Origin of the sequence: Streptomyces durocortorensis (assembly GCF_016901035.1) — a bacterium.
Taxonomy (GTDB): Bacteria; Actinomycetota; Actinomycetes; order Streptomycetales; family Streptomycetaceae; genus Streptomyces; species Streptomyces durocortorensis.
Window position 1 is genome coordinate 1 of record NZ_JAFEUF010000149.1, and the last position, 17,953, is coordinate 17,953.

At 71.4% G+C, this 17,953-nt stretch carries 14 protein-coding genes and 1 tRNA gene; 4 read left to right on the forward strand and 11 right to left on the reverse strand.

Annotation, left to right across the window (positions count from 1 at the left end; all coding sequences use genetic code 11):
* Positions 1-3: 3 nt before the first annotated feature.
* The 3 genes from JS521_RS24075 to JS521_RS24085 all read left to right on the forward strand — a co-directional run bounded on the left by JS521_RS24075 (position 4) and on the right by JS521_RS24085 (position 4,981).
* Complete coding sequence (locus JS521_RS24075; protein ID WP_205085041.1) at positions 4-1,431, forward strand: GH1 family beta-glucosidase; 1,428 nt, start codon at positions 4-6, stop codon at positions 1,429-1,431.
* Between the two features lie 258 nt (positions 1,432-1,689).
* Entirely contained in the window at positions 1,690-2,727 is a 1,038-nt protein-coding gene (locus tag JS521_RS24080; RefSeq protein ID WP_205085033.1) for a LacI family DNA-binding transcriptional regulator, read from the forward strand.
* Positions 2,728-2,932: 205 nt separating this feature from the next.
* Positions 2,933-4,981, forward strand: coding sequence for a TerD family protein (locus JS521_RS24085; protein WP_205085042.1), 2,049 nt, complete (start codon positions 2,933-2,935; stop codon positions 4,979-4,981).
* Between the two features lie 66 nt (positions 4,982-5,047).
* Here the strand turns inward: JS521_RS24085 and JS521_RS24090 are convergent.
* From JS521_RS24090 to JS521_RS24100, 3 genes are all read right to left on the reverse strand, one after another.
* Positions 5,048-5,120, reverse strand: a tRNA-His gene (locus JS521_RS24090).
* Between the two features lie 120 nt (positions 5,121-5,240).
* On the reverse strand, positions 5,241-5,846 hold the full coding sequence (gene orn / locus JS521_RS24095; RefSeq protein WP_205085034.1) for an oligoribonuclease: 606 nt from the start codon (positions 5,844-5,846) through the stop codon (positions 5,241-5,243).
* A gap of 10 nt (positions 5,847-5,856) precedes the next feature.
* The gene (locus JS521_RS24100) at positions 5,857-7,074 is read right to left on the reverse strand and encodes a helix-turn-helix domain-containing protein (RefSeq protein ID WP_205085035.1); all 1,218 of its coding nucleotides are present in this window, start codon (positions 7,072-7,074) and stop codon (positions 5,857-5,859) included.
* 922 nt (positions 7,075-7,996) lie between these two features.
* Here JS521_RS24100 and JS521_RS24105 point away from each other — a divergent pair.
* Positions 7,997-8,518 (forward strand): universal stress protein, encoded by a 522-nt coding sequence (locus JS521_RS24105; protein WP_103507822.1) that lies wholly within the window; start codon positions 7,997-7,999, stop codon positions 8,516-8,518.
* A gap of 140 nt (positions 8,519-8,658) precedes the next feature.
* Here the strand turns inward: JS521_RS24105 and glmS are convergent, their stop codons facing one another.
* The 8 genes from glmS to JS521_RS24145 form a co-directional block, all read right to left on the reverse strand.
* Entirely contained in the window at positions 8,659-10,488 is a 1,830-nt protein-coding gene (glmS, locus tag JS521_RS24110) for a glutamine--fructose-6-phosphate transaminase (isomerizing) (protein WP_075266222.1), read from the reverse strand.
* A gap of 75 nt (positions 10,489-10,563) precedes the next feature.
* On the reverse strand, positions 10,564-10,839 hold the full coding sequence (locus tag JS521_RS24115; RefSeq protein ID WP_003968990.1) for a hypothetical protein: 276 nt from the start codon (positions 10,837-10,839) through the stop codon (positions 10,564-10,566).
* 86 nt (positions 10,840-10,925) lie between these two features.
* The gene (locus JS521_RS24120; protein ID WP_205085036.1) at positions 10,926-11,819 is read right to left on the reverse strand and encodes a DUF4429 domain-containing protein; all 894 of its coding nucleotides are present in this window, start codon (positions 11,817-11,819) and stop codon (positions 10,926-10,928) included.
* 107 nt (positions 11,820-11,926) lie between these two features.
* Positions 11,927-13,705 carry an IucA/IucC family protein gene (locus JS521_RS24125; protein WP_205085037.1) on the reverse strand — a complete coding sequence of 593 codons (1,779 nt, stop codon included), beginning with the start codon at positions 13,703-13,705 and terminating at the stop codon, positions 11,927-11,929.
* Positions 13,702-14,271 (reverse strand): GNAT family N-acetyltransferase, encoded by a 570-nt coding sequence (locus JS521_RS24130; protein ID WP_205085038.1) that lies wholly within the window; start codon positions 14,269-14,271, stop codon positions 13,702-13,704. Before JS521_RS24130 ends, JS521_RS24125 begins: the two co-directional genes overlap by 4 nt.
* Complete coding sequence (locus tag JS521_RS24135; RefSeq protein ID WP_205085039.1) at positions 14,268-15,545, reverse strand: lysine N(6)-hydroxylase/L-ornithine N(5)-oxygenase family protein; 1,278 nt, start codon at positions 15,543-15,545, stop codon at positions 14,268-14,270. Before JS521_RS24135 ends, JS521_RS24130 begins: the two co-directional genes overlap by 4 nt.
* Positions 15,529-16,977 carry a pyridoxal phosphate-dependent decarboxylase family protein gene (locus JS521_RS24140; RefSeq protein ID WP_205085040.1) on the reverse strand — a complete coding sequence of 483 codons (1,449 nt, stop codon included), beginning with the start codon at positions 16,975-16,977 and terminating at the stop codon, positions 15,529-15,531. The genes JS521_RS24135 and JS521_RS24140 overlap by 17 nt, the downstream gene beginning before the upstream one ends.
* Positions 16,978-17,160: 183 nt before the next feature.
* The coding region (locus tag JS521_RS24145; protein ID WP_239487755.1) for a siderophore-interacting protein at positions 17,161-17,953 on the reverse strand (793 nt) is incomplete at its 5' end.

Here is a 17,953-nt window from a genome sequence, read left to right on the forward strand (position 1 = left end):
GCGGTGGCCACGCCCCCCTTCCCGCCCGGCTTCCTCTGGGGCACGGCCACCGCCGCGTACCAGGTGGAAGGCGCCGCCCGCGAGCGGGGCCGCACCCCCTCCATCTGGGACACGTTCAGCCACACCCCCGGCAAGGTCCTGAACGGCGACACCGGGGACGTGGCCGCCGACCACTTCCACCGCTACCGCGACGACGTCGCCCTGATGAAGCGCCTCGGCCTGCAGGCGTACCGCTTCTCGATCTCCTGGTCGCGCGTCCAGCCCACCGGCCGGGGCCCCGCGATCGAACGCGGCCTGGACTTCTACCGCTCGCTCGTCGACGAGCTGCTCGCGGCCGGCATCACACCTGTCGCCACGCTCTACCACTGGGACCTGCCGCAGGAGTTGGAGGACGCGGGCGGCTGGCCCGAGCGGGCGACGGCCGAACGGTTCGCGGACTACGCGGCCATCATGGCCCGCGCCCTCGGCGACCGGGTCGGGATGTGGACGACGCTCAACGAGCCCTGGTGCTCGGCCTTCCTCGGTTACGGCTCCGGGGTCCACGCCCCCGGCCGCACCGAACCGGCCGCCGCGCTGCGGGCCGCCCACCACCTCAACCTGGCCCACGGCCGGGCGACCGAGGCGCTGCGCGCCAACCTCCCCGCTGCCGCGCAGACCTCGGTCACCCTCAACCTCCACCAGGTGCGCCCGCTGACCGGCAGCGCGGCGGACGCGGACGCGGCCCGCCGGATCGACGCGGTGGGCAACCGGGTCTTCACCGGGCCCATGCTGAAGGGCGCGTACCCGGAAGACCTCCTGACCGACACCGAACGCATCGTCAACTGGCCCGAGTTGATCCACGAGGGCGACCTGGCCGCGATCGCGCGGCCGATCGACGTCCTCGGCGTCAACTACTACACGCCCACCATCGTCTCGACGCCCGCCGACGGCTCGGGGGACACCCGCAACGACGGCCACGGCAGCAGCGACCACTCCCCGTGGCCCGGCTCGGAGCACGTGGCGTTCCACCTGGCCGAGGGCAAGCCGCGCACCGCCATGAACTGGTCGGTCGACCCGAACGGCCTGCACGCCCTCCTCATGGACGTCTCGCGCGAGCACCCGGACCTGCCGCTGATGGTCACCGAGAACGGCGCCGCCTTCGACGACGCTCCGGACGCGGACGGCCGGGTCCACGACCCCGAGCGGATCGCCTATCTGCACGGCCACCTGGAGGCGGTCCGCCGGGCGGCGGCCGACGGGGCGGACGTACGGGGCTACTTCCTCTGGTCCCTGATGGACAACTTCGAGTGGGGCTACGGCTATGCGAAGCGCTTCGGCGCGGTGTACGTCGACTACGCGACCCAGCGGCGTACGCCGAAGTCCAGCGCGCACTGGTACGGCGAGGTGATCGCCCGCCACGCGCTGCCCGCGGCGACCGGCCCGGACGCCTGACGCGGGGGGGGGGGGGGGGGGGGCCGCCCCCCCCCCCCCCCCCCCCCCCCCGGGCGCCCCCCCCCCCCCCCCGCCCCCCGCGGCCCCCCCCCCCCCCGCCGGCGGGGGGGGGGGGGCCCCCCCGCCCCCCCCGCCCGGGCCCACCGCCCTCCTGGGAGCGCTCCCACCTCCCTGCCCGTACCCCCGCCGGGATGATCGTTCCAGGACTTGGATTGACGTTACGGCTGTGAGAAATTGACCGGGAACGGGGAGGCAGCCATGGCGGCAGCGCGAGCACGGAGCGGCGGGCGGCCCACGCTCGAAGAGGTGGCGGCACGGGCCGGTGTCGGCCGGGGCACCGCCTCGCGGGTCATCAACGGCTCGCCCCGGGTCAGCGACGCGACCCGCGAGGCGGTCGAGGCAGCCGTGGCCGAGCTGGGCTACGTCCCCAACCGCGCAGCCCGCGCCCTGGCGGGCAACCGCACCGACGCCATCGCGCTGGTCGTGCCCGAGCCCGAGACCCGCTTCTTCGCCGAACCGTACTTCTCCGCGATAGTGCGCGGAGTCGGCGCGGCCCTGGCGGACACCGAGATGCAGCTGCTCCTCACCCTCGTCGGCAGCGACCGCGAGCGCCGCCGCCTCGCCCAGTACCTCACCGCCCACCGCGTCGACGGCGTCCTCCTGGTCGCCGTGCACGCGCACGACCCGCTGCCGGAGCTGCTGGAGCAGCTCGGCATGCCGTGCGTGATCAGCGGCGCCCGGCACGCGGCCGAGACGCTGCCCTCGGTCGACTCCGACAACTTCGAGGGCGCGCGGGCCGCCGTGGACCACCTGATCTCCCGGGGCCGCAGCCGGATCGCCACGATCACCGGCCGCCTGGAGGTCTACGGAGCCCAGCGCCGCCTGGACGGCTACCGCGCGGCGATCTCCGCCGCCGGCCTGGCCCCCGACGAACGCCTCATCGCCCCCGCCGACTTCACCGAGGAGGGCGGAGCCAGGGCCATGCGCGACCTCCTGGCCCGCCGCCCCGGCCTGGACGCGGTCTTCGTCGCCTCCGACGTGATGGCCGCCGGCGCCCGCCAGGTCCTGCGCGAGGCGGACCGCCGCATCCCCGAGGACGTGGCCCTGGTCGGCTTCGACGACTCGGTGGTCGCCCGCCACATGCACCCGGCCCTCACCAGCGTCCGCCAGCCCATAGAGGAGATGGGCCGCCGCATGGCCCGGCTCCTCCTGGACGAGATCGCGGGCCGCGCCCCCGACGACGAGCGCCCTTCGGTGGTACTGCCCACGGAACTGGTGGTCCGCGCCTCGTCGTGAGGGGTGCGGCGGCGGCCGGGGCGGTGGTGTCGGCGCCGTTCCGCGGTGGCTGATATTCCGGATTTCACAAGTTCTTCACGCTCCCCGGCTCCGGCGGCTAATGTTCGCGGAGTACGGCGAATGTGTGACGCACCACACACGTCACGCAGCGGGCTGCCGGAGTGCGTTCCGGGTGGCTGTGCATCTGGGGGGCCTCGTGCACGAGATGGTCAAGGGCGCCAACGTCGGACTTGCGACGCTGAGCGAGGATGTCGGCTCGGTGATGGTCAGCCTGGGGTGGAGCAGCACCACGGGCGAGGGGGACGCCGACGTCTCCGTGCTTCTGCTCGACGGCGACGGCAAGGTCCGCAGCGACGTCGACTTCTGCTTCTACAACAATCCCGTGGCCGGCAACGGAAGCGTGCAGTTGCTCGGCAAGACACCCACGGCCGACGGCAGCGAGGACCGGATCAGCTTCGATCTGGACGCCGTCCCGCAGGACATCGAGAAGGTGGTCGTCGCCGCCAGCCGCTACGAAGGATCCCGATTCGGCGACCTGGACGACCTCCGCCTCACCCTCGCGGACAGTGCGGGCGACGGCCTGGTGCGGTTCGCCGTGGAGGGGGCCGACGAGGTCAGCGCGGTGATCTTCGGTGAGCTGTACCGACGCTCGGGGGAGTGGAAGTTCCGTGCCGTCGGCCAGGGGTACGCGTCTGGGCTCGCCGGGCTGGCGACCGACTACGGCGTCGACATCGACGACGACGCCGGGCAGGACGAGCCGGAGGCGCCCGGGCCGGACGCGGCGGATCAGCCCGCCGCCACCGGGCAGGACGGGGCAGAGCCGCCCGAGCGGGTTCCCGCCCAGGCTCGTGGCGCCGACCCGGTTCTCGGGTCGGCCCCGGAGCAGCCCGCCATGCCGCAGGAGCCTGCCGCGCCGGGGACCGCCGACCCCGCCCCCGTACCGAAGCCGGCTCGCCGCCCCCGTACGGCGAAGAAGAAGGTCACGCTTCCCCGCACCGCCAAGAAGTCGCTCGCCGACAACGACACCTGGCGCACCGCCCGGCTGTTCCCCGTCTCCGCGCTCAAGAGCGACCGCGAGCGCGAGACGCGGGCCACCTCCGTCGTGCTGTCCGTGATGGCTCAGGTGCCGGAGTTCGGCCGCCGCCTCACCGCCGGGTTCGGCGCACCGGCCGGCCGGATGGAGACGTTCACCGAGGTGACCCTGCCGCACGGGGAATCGCCCCGCCGCCCCGACGGTGTGGTCCGGGTCGAGCGGGCGGGCAAGCTGTGGACCGCGCTCGTCGAGACCAAGACCAACGGGAACGCGCTCAAGCCCGACCAGGTGCAGTCGTACATGGACATCGCCGCCCGGCGCGGGTACGAGGCCGTGATCACCCTGTCCAACGACGTCGCGCTCGAAGGCAGCCCGCTCGTCGACGTGCGGATCGACCGGCGGCGCAAGCACAAGGTGGCGCTCTGGCACCTGTCCTGGGCCGAGGTCGTGCACCAGGCGCAGATGCTGATCCGCCACGAGGGGGTCGGCAACGCCGCGCACGCCTGGCTGCTCCAGGAACTCCTCCAGTACCTCCAGCACGAGAACTCCGGCTGTCACGGCTTCCAGAACATGGGCGCGGCCTGGGTTCCCGTGCGCCGGGGGATCGACGACGAGACCCTGTGCCAGGGCGATGCCCGGGCCCTTGAGGTCATCGAGAACTGGGAGCGGCTGGTGCGGCAGGTCTGCCTGCGGCTGGGCGGTGAGCTGGGGCAGAAGGTCCTGCCGGTCCAGCGTGCCCGGCGCGGCTCCGATCCGGGTGCCCGCCGCACCGAGCTGGCCGACCGGCTCTGCGAGCAGGGGAGGCTGAACGCCGAGATCCGCATCGAGGGCACTCCCGGCGTCCTGGCCATCACCGCCGATCTGCGCACTGGCAAGCTCCGTACGTCCATCGAGGTGCCCGCCGAGGAGACGGGCTACCCCCTCACCCGCGCGAAGCGGCTGGTCCGGCGGCTCTCCGAGGCCCCCGCCGACCTGCACATCGAGACGCTCGTCGACGGCCAAGGCGCCGGCCCCCGCGGCACCCTGGAACGGCTGCGCCCGGAGCCCGCCGACCTCCTCCCGAAGGACGGGGCGCAGATCACCGGCTTCCGGCTTTCCCTGTTCAAGGGCATGGGCAACGGCCGGGGCAGCGCCGAGACCGGCTTCATCCGCAGCGTCGACGAGGCGGTGGACCGCTTCCACGCCCAGGTCGTCACCCATGTGGAGGCCCCGGCGGTCTGACCGCCGTCAGCCAGGAGTCGAACAAGCAGAAGGGCCCCGATCCGAAGACCGGGGCCCTTCCCTCAGGGTGAGTAACGGGACTTGAACCCGCGACATCCTGGACCACAACCAGGTGCTCTGCCAGCTGAGCTATACCCACCATGTCGCCCGGTCGTTTCCGACCGGCCGAGAAAAAGTGTACAGGGTCCGGGAGGGTGCTCGCGCCCCCGTTTCCCGGGGCCGGTCCACGGGCGCTTTCACGCCCGTGACCAGCAGGTTCCTACGGTGCGGCCGGGGCCGACAGGCGTGCCGCGATCTCCTTGGCGCGCTCCGAGTCCGGGCCGGGCTGCGGGACGAAGACCGCCTCCCGGTAGTAGCGGAGCTCCGTGATGGAGTCACGGATGTCCGCCAGCGCCCGGTGGTTGCCGTTCTTGTCCGGGCTGTTGAAGTACGCCCGGGGGAACCAGCGCCGGGCCAGCTCCTTGACCGAGGACACGTCCACGATCCGGTAGTGGAGGTAGCTCTCCAGATCCCGCATGTCGCGCGCCAGGAAGCCGCGGTCGGTACCGACCGAGTTTCCGCAGAGCGGGGCCTTGCCGGGCTCCTTCACGTGCTCGCGGACGTAGGCCAGGACCTGCTCCTCGGCGTCCGCCAGGGTGGTGCCCCCGGCCAGCTCGTCGAGGAGGCCCGAGGCGGTGTGCATCTGCCGCACCACCTCGGGCATGGTCTCCAGGGCCGCGTCCGGCGGGCGGATCACGATGTCCACCCCTTCGCCGAGCACGTTCAGCTCCGAGTCGGTGACCAGGGCGGCCACCTCGATGAGTGCGTCGTCCGTCAACGAGAGCCCGGTCATCTCGCAGTCGATCCACACCATGCGGTCGTTCATGGGCCCCACCCTACGGGGCGCTCCGCTGTCCCGGCAGGGCCGGGCGTCCGGGAGCGTACGCGTCAGGACCGGGGAGGGAGTGCTCCCCGGGGACCATCGACGCGGCCACGGCGACCGGTGCGGTGGACAGGGGCGAACCCCGGCGTCCGGACGGCGGCCCCTGGCTGGGCACCATCGTCTCGACCACCGTCGCGGCGCTCTCCGCCACCCCCTGCGGACGACGGGCCCGGTAGGCGGCCCGGTACGCGGCGGGGGAGGAGCCGAGCTGGCGGCGGAAGTGCCCGCGCAGCGCGACCGGGGAGCGGAAGCCGCAGCGGCCGGCGACCTCGTCGACCGAGTAGTCGGAGGTCTCCAGTAGCCTCTGTGCCTGAAGCACCCGCTGGGTGATCAGCCACTGGAGCGGTGCGCTGCCGGTGAGCGAACGGAACCTGCGGTCGAAGGTCCGCCTGCTCATGTAGGCGCGCGCCGCGAGCGTCTCCACGTCGAACTGCTCGTGCAGATGCTCCAGGGCCCAGGCCACGACCTCGGCGAGCGGGTCGGACCCGATCTCCTCCGGTAAAGACCTGTCCAGGTAGCGCTCCTGCCCGCCACTGCGCCGCGGCGGCACGACGAGCCTGCGGGCGAGTGCCCCGGCGGCCTCCGTGCCGTGGTCGGTGCGGACTATGTGGAGGCAGAGATCGATACCCGCCGCCGTGCCGGCGGAGGTGAGCACATCGCCGTCGTCCACGAACAGCTCGCGCGGATCGACGTGCACCGACGGATAGCGCTTGGCCAGCGTCGGCGCGTACATCCAGTGTGTGGTGGCCGGCCGGCCGTCCAGCAGGCCGGCGGCCGCGAGCACGAAGGCTCCCGTGCACAGACCGACGATGCGGGCGCCCTCCTCGTGGGCGCGCCGCAGCGCGTCCAGTGCCTCGGCGGGCGGCGGCGAGGTGATCGACCGCCAGGCGGGCACCACCACGGTGCCGGCCCTGCTGATCGCCTCCAGGCCGTACGGCGCGGTGAGTTCGAGCCCACCGGTGGTGCGCAGCGGTCCTTCCTCGCCCCCGCAGACCAGCAGGCGGTAGCGGGGAACTCCCGCGTCCTGCCGGTCGATCCCGAAAACGGAGAGCGGGATGGAGCTCTCGAAGATAGGGCCGCCGCTGAACAGCAGCACGGCAACGACTTCCCGGCGTCGCCGCCCGGTCAGCTTGCGTGCGGCCTCCGTCGCGGTGGCGGAGTCCTGGCTCATGACGCTAAGCCCCCCTCGGTGTTCGCGTCTCCCTGGTCCTTACGGGCCTGCCGCTCCTGCACGTTTCCCCTCGGTTTCGCACGGTTCCCCAGCCCCCGATTTTCAAGATCGAATCTACTGCGTCGCGTGGTCCCGCCGTGACACCTTCCCCCACCAGCTCAATGTCGATAAGGAAACGTGGCGTGAAGCGTTCGATCACGAAGCGTTCCACCTGCGAAGCGCACAGGGAAGTGCCCTTCGCCAACGTGGCCCGTCCGCGTCGGGTGAAAGCGTACCGCGCGGTCCGTTCCTGCCTGGTGGGCGGTGGGTTGTCCGGCCATCCCGCGAAGGAGCCGACCCTCGGACGAAGTTGGCTGAAAACCATCGGTTGTGTGTGCTGTATCCGGTCACGCCGGGCGCACAACCGCCGTGAGGCGGCCGCGCCGGTGCGCTCCCTCGGGGGCCGTGGGCGTGTGGCGTGACCGGGTCGGGGAGGGCGGTCACGTCGGGCGTTGTGACGCGGACGAGGCCGGGGCGCCGCGGGGGCGCGTCACCGGCCGATGTCCCGGGGGACACGCGAACGACGGGTTTCGGGTGGCGTTCGGAGATGTGGCCTACAGGGACCGGGTACGGGCTCCGTCGCCACCCCTCGCCGGCGGTCGCGGGCCCTCGCGAAAAACAGGACGCCTGACGGTGTTCGACCCCTCCGAGGCCCTCCGATGCCCGTGTACGACACAACCGGCATTGCCATCCCGGACGGGCTCGGGCATGCTCCCTCCAGCGTCACGCGCGCTTTTGCGGGGGTCTGGGCGGTGGAGGAGTGACGCCGTACCCTTGGGGGTATGGGGTTGGGAAGATGATTCCCGGACAGAGCTTCACCACCAGCTGATGCGCCGCTCGAAACCGTTCCCTCCTCACGAGGACTCTCTTCGCCGAGACACCGATGGCCGGTCACGAAATCCCTGAACCCAAAGACCGCAAGCCGGTAGCCGACCCAGGGTCGGAGCCGCGGACGGTCGAAGAAGCACGCCATGCGTGCGATCCCGCCTTCCGGCACGGAGTCGTGGTCGGTTTCGACGGCTCCATGTCCAGTGAGCGGGCTCTCGCCTACGCCATCGGCATGGCCGGCCGCTCGGGCTCCGGCCTGATCATCGTGCATGTCGCCAACCGGCTGCCGACCACGGTCTGGGCGGGCTGCGAGCCCCCCGTCTTCGTCGACGTCCCCGACCACCGCACCGAGGTCCTCGGCCTGGAGCTGGCCTGTGCGGACTACCTCTCCGAGGTGCCCTGGGTGCTCGTCGAGCGCGGCGGCGACATCTGCCACGAGCTGGAGGAGGTCGGCCGCGAGTACGCCGCCGACGCCATCGTCGTGGGCTCCACGCACGGCATCGTCGGCCGGATCTTCGGCTCGGTGGCCGGCCGCCTCGCCCGCCGCGCGCAACGCCCCGTCATCGTCATCCCCTGAGTCGCTCCCGCAGCATCCGAGGGGTCCGCCGAGCCGGTCCCGCAGCACCTGATGAGCCGCCAGGAAGCCCTGTAGCGGCACGCGTTGGGCCCCGTACCGTCTTCGTGACGGTACGGGGCCCGACGTCTTTCCCCGGCCGTCTACTCGACCGTCACGGACTTCGCCAGGTTGCGCGGCTTGTCGATGTCCCGGCCCATCGCGAGGGCCGTGTGGTACGCGAACAGCTGGAGCGGGATGCCCATGAGGATCGGGTCCAGCTCGTTCTCGTTCTTCGGCACGACGATGGTGTGGTCGGCCTTCTCCTGCACCTGGTGGGCCACGGCGAGGATCCGGCCGCTGCGGGCCTTGATCTCCTCCATCGCGGCGCGGTTCTTCTCCAGCAGGTCGTCGTCCGGCACGATCGCCACCGTCGGCATCGCGGGCTCGATCAGCGCGAGCGGTCCGTGCTTCAGCTCGGACGCCGGGTAGGCCTCGGCGTGGATGTACGAGACCTCCTTGAGCTTCAGCGAGGCCTCACGGGCCACCGGATAGCCGCGCACCCGGCCGATGAACATCATCGACTTGGCGTCCGCGTACTCCGCCGCGAGCCGCTTGATCTCGTCCTCGCCCGCCAGGATCTCGCTGATCTGCTCCGGCAGCCGGCGCAGCCCGTCGATGATCCGCTTGCCGTCCGCGACCGACAGGTCACGGATCCGGCCCAGGTGCAGCGCGAGCAGCGCGAAGGCGACCACGGTGTTGGTGAAGCACTTGGTGGAGACCACGCAGACCTCCGGGCCCGCGTGGACGTACGTACCGCCGTCGGCCTCCCGGGCGATCGCGGAGCCGACCACGTTGACCACGCCGAGGACGCGGGCGCCCTTGCGCTTCAGCTCCTGGACGGCGGCCAGCACGTCGTACGTCTCGCCCGACTGGGAGACCGCGACGTACAGGGTGTCGGGGTCCACGACCGGGTTGCGGTAGCGGAACTCGGAGGCCGGCTCGGCGTCGGCGGGGATACGCGCCAGCTCCTCGATCAGCTGGGCACCGATCTGGCCCGCGTGGTACGAGGTGCCGCAGCCGAGGATCTTGATCCGGCGCACCCCGCGCGCCTCGCGGGCGTCCAGGTTCAGGCCGCCCAGGTGCACGGTGGAGAACCGGTCGTCGATCCGGCCGCGCAGGACCCGGTCCACGGCGTCGGCCTGCTCGGAGATCTCCTTGTGCATGTACGTGTCGTGGCCGCCCATGTCGTACGACTCGGCCTCCCACTCCACGGTGGTCGGCGTGGCCGTCGTGGTCGAGCCCTCCGTCGTGTACGTACGGAAGTCGTCGGCCTTCAGCGTGGCCATCTCGCCGTCGTCGAGCGTGACGACCTGGCGGGTGTGGGCGACCAGGGCGGCGACGTCGGAGGCGACGAACATCTCCTTCTCGCCGATGCCGAGGACGACCGGCGAGCCGTTGCGGGCGACCACGATGCGGTCGTTGAAGTCGGCGTGCAGCACGGCGATGCCGTACGTGCCCTCGACGTGGCGCAGCGCCTCGCGGACCTTCTCCTCCAGGGTGTCGGCCTGGGCGCGGGCGATCAGGTGGGTCAGCACCTCGGTGTCGGTCTCCGAGAGGAAGACGACGCCGTCGGCGGTGAGCCGGGTGCGCAGCTCGGAGGCGTTGTCGATGATCCCGTTGTGGACGACGGCGACCTTGTTCTCCGCGTCCATGTGCGGGTGCGCGTTCTCGTCGCTCGGGGCGCCGTGGGTGGCCCAGCGGGTGTGGGCGATGCCGGTGGTGCCCGCGAACCGCTTGGGGACCTTGGCCTCCAGCTCACGGACCCGGCCCTTGGCCTTGACCATCTTCAGCGTGCCGGGCCTGCCCGCGGCCGCCTTGCCGGTGATGACGATGCCCGCGGAGTCGTAGCCCCGGTACTCCAGCCGCTGCAAGCCCTCCAGCAGCAGCGGAGCGACGTCACGCTTCCCGATGTATCCGACGATCCCGCACATGGATTCTCTGCCCCTCCATCGACGTACACGTACCTGCTTGCGTTGCGGCGCCCCGCGCACGGGCGCCCGGCCCGCTCAGCCGTAGACGATGCGGCGCAGCTGGCGGAGCGAGAGCTCCGGCGGCGCCACGGCGCGGTGCGGCAGCTCGGCCGCGATCCGCTCGAAGATCTCCGTGTTGACCAGGCCGCCGGACTGCAGTTCGCGGTGGCGGCGGCGGACGAAGTCGTCGGTGCTCTCGTCGAAGTACGCCAGCACGTCGAGGATCACCCGGGCCGCCTCGCCGCGCTGGAGCGCGGTGGAGCGTACGAGGTGATCGATGAGGTCGTCGTGCGACGAGCGGCGTTCAAGCACCCGTCGATATTGCGTGCCGGGGCGCGCTTATGCAAGAAATCTGCCCGATATCGGGCAGGGGGTGCCGGAAAGGTCGCTCGATCGCCTCACATGCTCCGCAGAACGGCCTGCTTCGCGGTGCTGAACTCCTCGTCGGTGAGGACCCCGGCCCGGTGCAGCTCGCCCAGCTCCCGCAGCCGCCGCAGCAGCGCGTCGTGATCCCCCGCGGGCGGGGGGGGGGGCGCGGCGGCGGGCGGGGCCGCCTTGGTCAGGGCCGGGGTGGCCTCCGGCGGGTCCAGGGCCGCCCGGGCCCCGGGCAGCCGCATCAGCACCGCCGCCGCGACCAGGACCGCGGTGTGCTCCTTCTTGGAGATGCCCCACAGGTCCAGGGCGTACGTGTCGTACTTCGGCGGCGTGGAGACGGGCCCCTCGACCGGCTCGAAGCGCAGATAGCCGTTCTCCAGACCGATCGAGGGCAGCCACCGCACCCCCGCGATCCGCGACAGCGGGAAGGTGGACGCGCCCCCGGCCGTCTTGGACTCCTCGGCCTTCCAGTTCCAGGTCAGCCGGATGCTCTCGCCGTCGAAGGACGCCGTGCCGTCGCCGCCCCCGCCGGAGACCGGCAGGGTGGGGCCGGGCAGCAGGAAGCGGTCCACCGGGCCTTCCGGCACCTGCTCGATCAGCAGCGCGTTGCGGACCTCGTCGACGAAGTACTCCGCGACCCCCGTGCGGTCCTTCTCCACGATCAGCACATAGGGGTCGGCGCCCTCCCTGAGCCTGCCGTCGGCGGCCCGCAGCACCGGGCAGGCGCCGCCGCGCAGCCGCAGCCGCAGCCGTCCGCCCTTGCGGTCCGGTTCGAACGAGATGCCCGCCACCGCCTCCAGGGGGACGGCGATCTCACCCAGCTCCTGCCGGACCGGGTGCGCCTTTCCCCCCGGCACGATCCGCACGGTGTCCCCGTCGAACGTCCACGTTCCGTCCCGCTGGATGATTTCTGCCATGGCCCCGATTCTGCCAGCCGGCCGCCACCGGGGAAGGGGTGAGCGCCCGAGAGACCGTTCTCGGGCGCTCACCGTTCAGGGGCCGCCGCGCACCGCGGCGGCCGGGCTCAGAACCCGGCGATCGGGTTCTTCAGGCGGCCCACCAACTGCAGCGCGCCCGCCGGGTCGTTGAGGTCGACCATCTGCTGGTTGTTCCGCAGCTGGAGGCGGTTGAGGCAGGAGAGCGCGAACTCCGCCTCGAACAGGTCGTACTGCGTGAACTTCTCCGCGAGGTACGGCACCGACTCCTGGTAGTCGCGCACACAGGCGGCGACCGTCCGCCAGAAGGTGTCCTCGTCGAGGATGCCCTCGGTGGCCAGGCCCGCGCCCAGGAAGCGGAAGAAGCAGTCGAAGACGTCCGTGAAGACCGACAGCAGCTTCATGTCCTCGGGCACCTCGGCCCGGATCCGGTCGACCTGCGGCGGCAGCACCGCCTCGGGGTCCATCACCGCGATCTCCTCGGCGATGTCCTTGAAGATCGTGCGGGTGACGACGCCGTCCTCCACGACCAGGATCACGTTCTCGCCGTGCGGCATGTAGACCAGGTCGTAGGCGTAGAAGCTGTGCAGCACCGGCACCAGATAGGCGTCCAGGTAGTGCCGCAGCCACACCTGCGGGTCCAGGCCCGACTCGGCGATCAGCACCCCGGCCACCGAGGCGCCCTCGTGGTCGGTGTGGAGCAGCGAGGCCATCGTCGCGACCCGCTCGCCCGGCTGGAGCCCCGGCACCGGGCTCTCGCGCCACAGGGCGGCCAGCATTTTCCGGTACGGGGAGCCCTTGGCGGTGGCCGCCTCGTACGAGCGGTGGTGGTAGCCGATCGCGGCCCGCTCGCGGATGATCGAGAACCGGGCCCCGCGCAGTAGGTCGTCGCGCTCGATCAGACCGGCCAGCCAGTCGTTGATCGCGGGCGTGGCCTCCATGTACGCGGCCGAAAGCCCGCGCATGAACCCCATGTTGAGGACCGAGAGCGCCGTTTTGACGTAGTGCTTCTCGGGGTGGTCGGTGTTGAAGAAGGTACGGATCGACTGCTGGGCGAGATAGCCGTCCTCGCCCTCCCCGAGCACCACGAGATGGCGTTCGGCCAGCTCTCCGGCGAAGGTGACCGCGAGCTTGTTCCACCACTGCCAGGGGTGGACGGGCAGCAGGAAGTAGTCGTCCGGGTCGAGGCCGAGCCCGCGCAGCGCGCCGTCGAACCGCTCCCGGGTCGCCTCGCTCAGCTCGTCCTTGACCAGCGCGTCGTAGTCGAGCCCGGCGCCCGCGGTGAAGGTGGCCCGCTCCCGGCGGGCGGCCAGCCAGATGAGCCGGATCGGGGACGCCGCTTCCGGGGCGTACGCCCGGTACTCGTCCACGCCGAAGCCGAGCCGCCCGTTGTTGGCGACGAAGCACGGGTGGCCCTCGGTCATCCCGGTCTCGACGGCCTGGAAGCCGGCGGCGACGAGCTGGCCGGAGGTGGCCGGTTCCTTGGTGAGTTTGTAGGCGGTTCCGGCCAGGGTGGAGGAGACCTCCTCCAGGTAGACCGGCAGGACCTCCTCGGAGATTCCGAGGGCGTGCCGCAACTCGATGAAGAACTCCACAGCGTCCAGCGGGAGTTCGGAGCCGTGCCGGTGCCGCGTGATCGTCTCCGCCTCGACCTGCCAGTGGTCCAGGGCGAAGACGCGCGCGGTGAAACGGTACTCGGTGGAGGCGTCGTCGCTACGGACGGTGTAGCGGCCGTCGCCGATCGGCGTGGGGCTCAGCAGGCGCTCGTGGCTGAATTCCGCCAGTGCTTTGCGGACCAGCAGTCGGTTTGCGGTGGCCCAGCGCCCCGGGGAGAGGTGGGCGACGCTGTCGGTGAGGGCGGTCGTCATCGGTCGTTTCCTCCGGTTGCTGCTTCGAACTGCTCACGGGTGCAGGCGCTGAGCAGTGCGTCCTTCTCCGGTTTGGCGATCTCGCGGAGCACCTCGAAACCGACGGCCTTGTTGAGGGCCTGGACGGCGCTGTTGGTCACGTCGGGCTCGACGACGACCCGGCGCACCGACGGGTCGTCGAAGAGGAAGGCCATCACGGCGGTGATCACGGCCCGGGTGAAGCCGTGCACCGGGGTGTCGGTGGGGGCGACCAGGAAGTGCATCCCGACATCGCCGGGCTCCGCCTCGTACAGGCCCTTCAGCTCGACCTCGGTGGGGTCGTACCGCTCGATCAGGAAGGCGGGTTCGCCGTCGTGCAGCCCGATGAACGCCTCGTGGTGCGGGTGGGCGGCGATGGACCGGTACTCCTGCTCCACGTCGGCGAGCGAGGCGTCGCCCATCAGCCAGAACGCGGCCTTGGGGTGGGTCACCCAGCCGTGCACCCGTTCGGCGTCGACGGCGGGGTCCAGTGGCCGGACGGTGAACGTGCCGATGGTGCGGGGCTGCTGTTTGTCGGGGCGGGTCATACGGCGAACTCCTGGAAGGCGATGGACTTCTCGACCGGGTAGACCTCACGGCCGAGCAGCTCGCCGATGATGTACGCGTTGCGGTAGGCGCCCATGCCGAGGTCGGGCGAGGTGATCGAGTGGGTGTGCACGGAGGCGTTCTGGAGGAAGACCCCGCGCCCGGTGGTGTCGATGCTGTAGTTGCGGGCCACGTCGAAGCGGCCCCGGCTGTCGTGGCGCAGCCGCCCGGCTACGGGCGCGAGGAAGGCGGGAGCCTCGTACCGGTAGCCGGTGGCGAGGATCAGGCCCTCGCTGGTGAGCTCGTAGTCCTTGCCCTGCTCCTCCTGGCGCAGACCGAGGCTGTACGCGCCGCCCTCTTCGTCGTAACGCGCAGTGACGAGAGCGGAGTTGGTGAGCAGCCGGGTGGGTGCGGGCCCGGACAGGTTCTTCTGGTAGAGCAGGTCGAAGATGGCGTCGATCAGCTCCCCGTCGATGCCCTTGAACAGCCCCTTCTGCCCGGTCTCCAGCCGGTAGCGGGTCTCCTCGGGCAGCGCGTGGAAGTAGTCGATGTACTCCGGGGAGGTCATCTCCAGCGTCAGCTTGGTGTACTCCAGCGGGAAGAACCGCGGGGAGCGCGTGACCCAGTTGAGCCGGTAGCCGTAGGTGTCGATCTCGGCGAGCAGGTCGTAGTAGATCTCCGCCGCGCTCTGCCCGCTGCCGACCAGGGTGATCGACTTCTTCTTCTGGAGTTCGGCTTTCCCTTCCAGATAGCGGGAGTTGTGGATGAAGTCCCCGCCGAGCCCCTGGCAGGCCTCCGGTATGTGCGGCGGCGTTCCGGTGCCGAGGACGAGATGCCGGGAGCGGAACAGCTCACCGGACACGGTGCGCACGGTGTAGAGCTCGCTGCCCTCGTCGTACGTCACGGTCTCGACGGTCTCGTTGAACCGGATGCTGCTCAGTTTCCCGGCGGCCCAGCGGCAGTAGTCGTTGTACTCGGTCCGCAGCGGGTAGAAGTTCTCCCGGATGTAGAACGAGTAGAGCCTGCCGCGTTCCTTGAGGTAGTTGAGGAAGGAGTACGGCGAGGTCGGGTCGGCCATGGTGACCAGGTCCGACATGAACGGCGTCTGGAGATGGGCCCCTTCGAGGAACATTCCGGCGTGCCACTCGAAGTCCGGCTTGGACTCCAGGAAGACGCCGTTCAGCTCGTCGATCGGCTCGGTCAGGCAGGCGAGACCGAGGTTGAACGGGCCGAGCCCGATCCCGATGAAGTCGTGGGGGTCAGGAAGCGCGGTCAAGGGAGTCTCCCAGGTACTTCTCGGCGTGGCCGGAGATCAGATCGAGGACCGTGGCGATGTCGTGCACGGTCGTTTCGGGGTTGAGCAGGGTGAACTTCAGGTACTGGCGGTCGCTCACCTTGGTGCCCGCGACGATCGCCTCGCCGGAGGCGAACAGCGCCTTGCGGGCGTAGAGGTTGGCCCGGTCGATCTCGTCCGGGGAGGTGACGCCGGAGGGGATGTAGCGGAAGACGAGCGTGGAGAGCTGCGGCTCGACGACCACGTCGAAGCGCGGGTCCGCGGCGAGCAGCTGCCAGCCCTCGGCGGCCAGGTCGCAGACCTCGTCGAACAGCTCGCCGATGCCGTCGGCGCCCATGACGCGCAGCGTCATCCACAGCTTGAGCGCGTCGAACCGGCGGGTCGTCTGGAGGGACTTGTCGACCTGGTTGGGTATCCGCTCCTCGGCCATCCGGCGCGGGTTCAGATACTCCGCGTGGTACGTGGCGTGGCGCAGGGTCGCCCGGTCGCGGACCAGCACGGCCGACGAACTCACCGGCTGGAAGAAGGACTTGTGGTAGTCCACGGTCACCGAGTCGGCGTGGGCGATGCCTTCGAGCAGCCCGCCCCGCTCGCGGGAGGCGAGCAGCCCGCAGCCGTACGCGGCGTCCACGTGCATCCAGGTGGCGAACTGCTCGCAGAGCGCCGCGATCTCGGGCAGCGGGTCGATGGAGCCGAAGTCCGTGGTGCCGGCGGTGGCGACGACGGCCATCGGGACGGCCCCCTCGGCGACGCACTGCTCCAGCGCGTGGGCGAGCGCCACGGTCTGCATGCGCTTGTTGCGGTCCACGGGGACGGAGACGACGGCGTCCGGGCCGAGGCCGAGCAGTTTGGCGGACTTCTGCACGCTGAAGTGGCTGCACTCGGAGGTGAAGATCCGCAGCCGGGTGAAGTGCTCCGGCCGGATCTTCGCCTCCTCCCGCGCCAGCAGCAGGGCCTGGAGGTTGGACTGCGTACCGCCGCTGGTGAAGATCCCGTCGGCGGCCGGGCCGAGCCCGATCCGCTCGGTGGTCCAGTCGATCAGCCGGCGCTCGATGAGGGTGCCGCCCGCGCTCTGGTCCCAGGTGTCCAGGGAGGAGTTGATCGCGGAGAGCACGGCCTCGCCGAGCACGGCGGGTATGACCACCGGGCAGTTGAGGTGGCCCAGGTAGCGGGGGTGGTGGAAGTAGACGGCGTCGCGGAGGTAGACCTCGCCGAGCTCGTCGAGGGCGGCGGCGGCGTCGCCCAGCGGCCGGTCGAGGTCGATCGCGTCGACGACGGGGGAGAGCTCGTCGACACCGACCCCGCTGAAGGGGCGCTCGGTGGCGGCGAGCGTGGCCGCGACCCGTTCCACGCCTGCGGAGACGGTGCTCCGATAGTGCTCCGCAGTCGTGTTGTTGAGCAGGTGCGAACGCATGAAGGGGTCCTCCCGGGTGAGGGGAACTTCATCGCGGCCCTCCGGGCAGGAAGAGGGTGTGAGGGCGCGATCTCAAAGTAAGGCGAGCCTAACCTAACTCGGAATCGGCCATTCCTCCTGCCCCCTGCGGGTGCACCGCTTGTCCGCTTTCCCGCCCCTATTTCCCGCCGCTGTTTCCCTCCCCTATCGTGTTCCGCTGCCGCCGGACTGCTCCTCGCTGAGCCCGCGCCGCCAGTACGCGGCGGACGTCACCCGCCCGGGGGCGAACCCGCGCTCCCGGACGAGGTGATGGTGCAGCGCCCGCACCCCGGACGCCTCGCCCGCGATCCACGCGTACGGTGTGCCCTCGGGCAGCTCGGCGGTGCGCACGGCCTCGACGCCGCAGGCCGCCCCCTCGCTCCGGACGAGCCAGCCGATGCGGGCCTTCGACGCGGTGTTCAGCGCCTGCCGGTCCTCGGTGCGCGGGACCTCCAGCCAGACCCGGGCCGGCAGTCCGGCGGGCAGCCACTCCAGGATGGCGGCCGCGGCGGGCAGGGCGGTCTCGTCGGCCCGGATCAGCACCCAGTCGGTGTCGGCCGGCGGCCGGAACCGTACGGCGGTGTTGTCCGCCACGGCGGGCCCCAGCACCCTGAGCCGGTCGCCGGGGGAGGCTGCCCGCGCCCAGCGGGAGGCGGGGCCGCCGTCACCGTGCAGCACGAAGTCGAGGTCGACCTCGGTGGAGCCGTCGGCCCGCAGGCGCTGCGCCCGTACGGCGTACGAGCGCGTCGCGGCCCATCCGTCCCCGGGGCGCGCCGGTCCAGTGTCGCCCGCGCCCGCAGGGACGGCTGCTCGGCCCGCGCCCGGACAGCCCGGCAGGACGACCGACAGGCTCTGGTCGCGCCCCCCGCCCCGCAGACCGTCGGCCCCCGGGGCCGAGCAGCCGTCCCTGCGGGCGCGGGCGACACTGGACCGGCGCGCCCCGGGGACGGATGGGCCG

Bases quoted from the DNA above. Each gene is read 5' to 3' on its own strand.
- JS521_RS24080 (WP_205085033.1), top strand. From the start codon at position 1,690: ATGGCGGCAGCGCGAGCACGGAGCGGCGGGCGGCCCACGCTCGAAGAG.
- JS521_RS24085 (WP_205085042.1), top strand. From the start codon at position 2,933: ATGGTCAAGGGCGCCAACGTCGGACTTGCGACGCTGAGCGAGGATGTC.
- orn (WP_205085034.1), bottom strand. From the start codon at position 5,846: ATGAACGACCGCATGGTGTGGATCGACTGCGAGATGACCGGGCTCTCG.
- JS521_RS24100 (WP_205085035.1), bottom strand. From the start codon at position 7,074: ATGAGCCAGGACTCCGCCACCGCGACGGAGGCCGCACGCAAGCTGACC.
- JS521_RS24105 (WP_103507822.1), top strand. From the start codon at position 7,997: ATGGCCGGTCACGAAATCCCTGAACCCAAAGACCGCAAGCCGGTAGCC.
- glmS (WP_075266222.1), bottom strand. From the start codon at position 10,488: ATGTGCGGGATCGTCGGATACATCGGGAAGCGTGACGTCGCTCCGCTG.
- JS521_RS24120 (WP_205085036.1), bottom strand. From the start codon at position 11,819: ATGGCAGAAATCATCCAGCGGGACGGAACGTGGACGTTCGACGGGGAC.
- JS521_RS24125 (WP_205085037.1), bottom strand. From the start codon at position 13,705: ATGACGACCGCCCTCACCGACAGCGTCGCCCACCTCTCCCCGGGGCGC.
- JS521_RS24130 (WP_205085038.1), bottom strand. From the start codon at position 14,271: ATGACCCGCCCCGACAAACAGCAGCCCCGCACCATCGGCACGTTCACC.
- JS521_RS24140 (WP_205085040.1), bottom strand. From the start codon at position 16,977: ATGCGTTCGCACCTGCTCAACAACACGACTGCGGAGCACTATCGGAGC.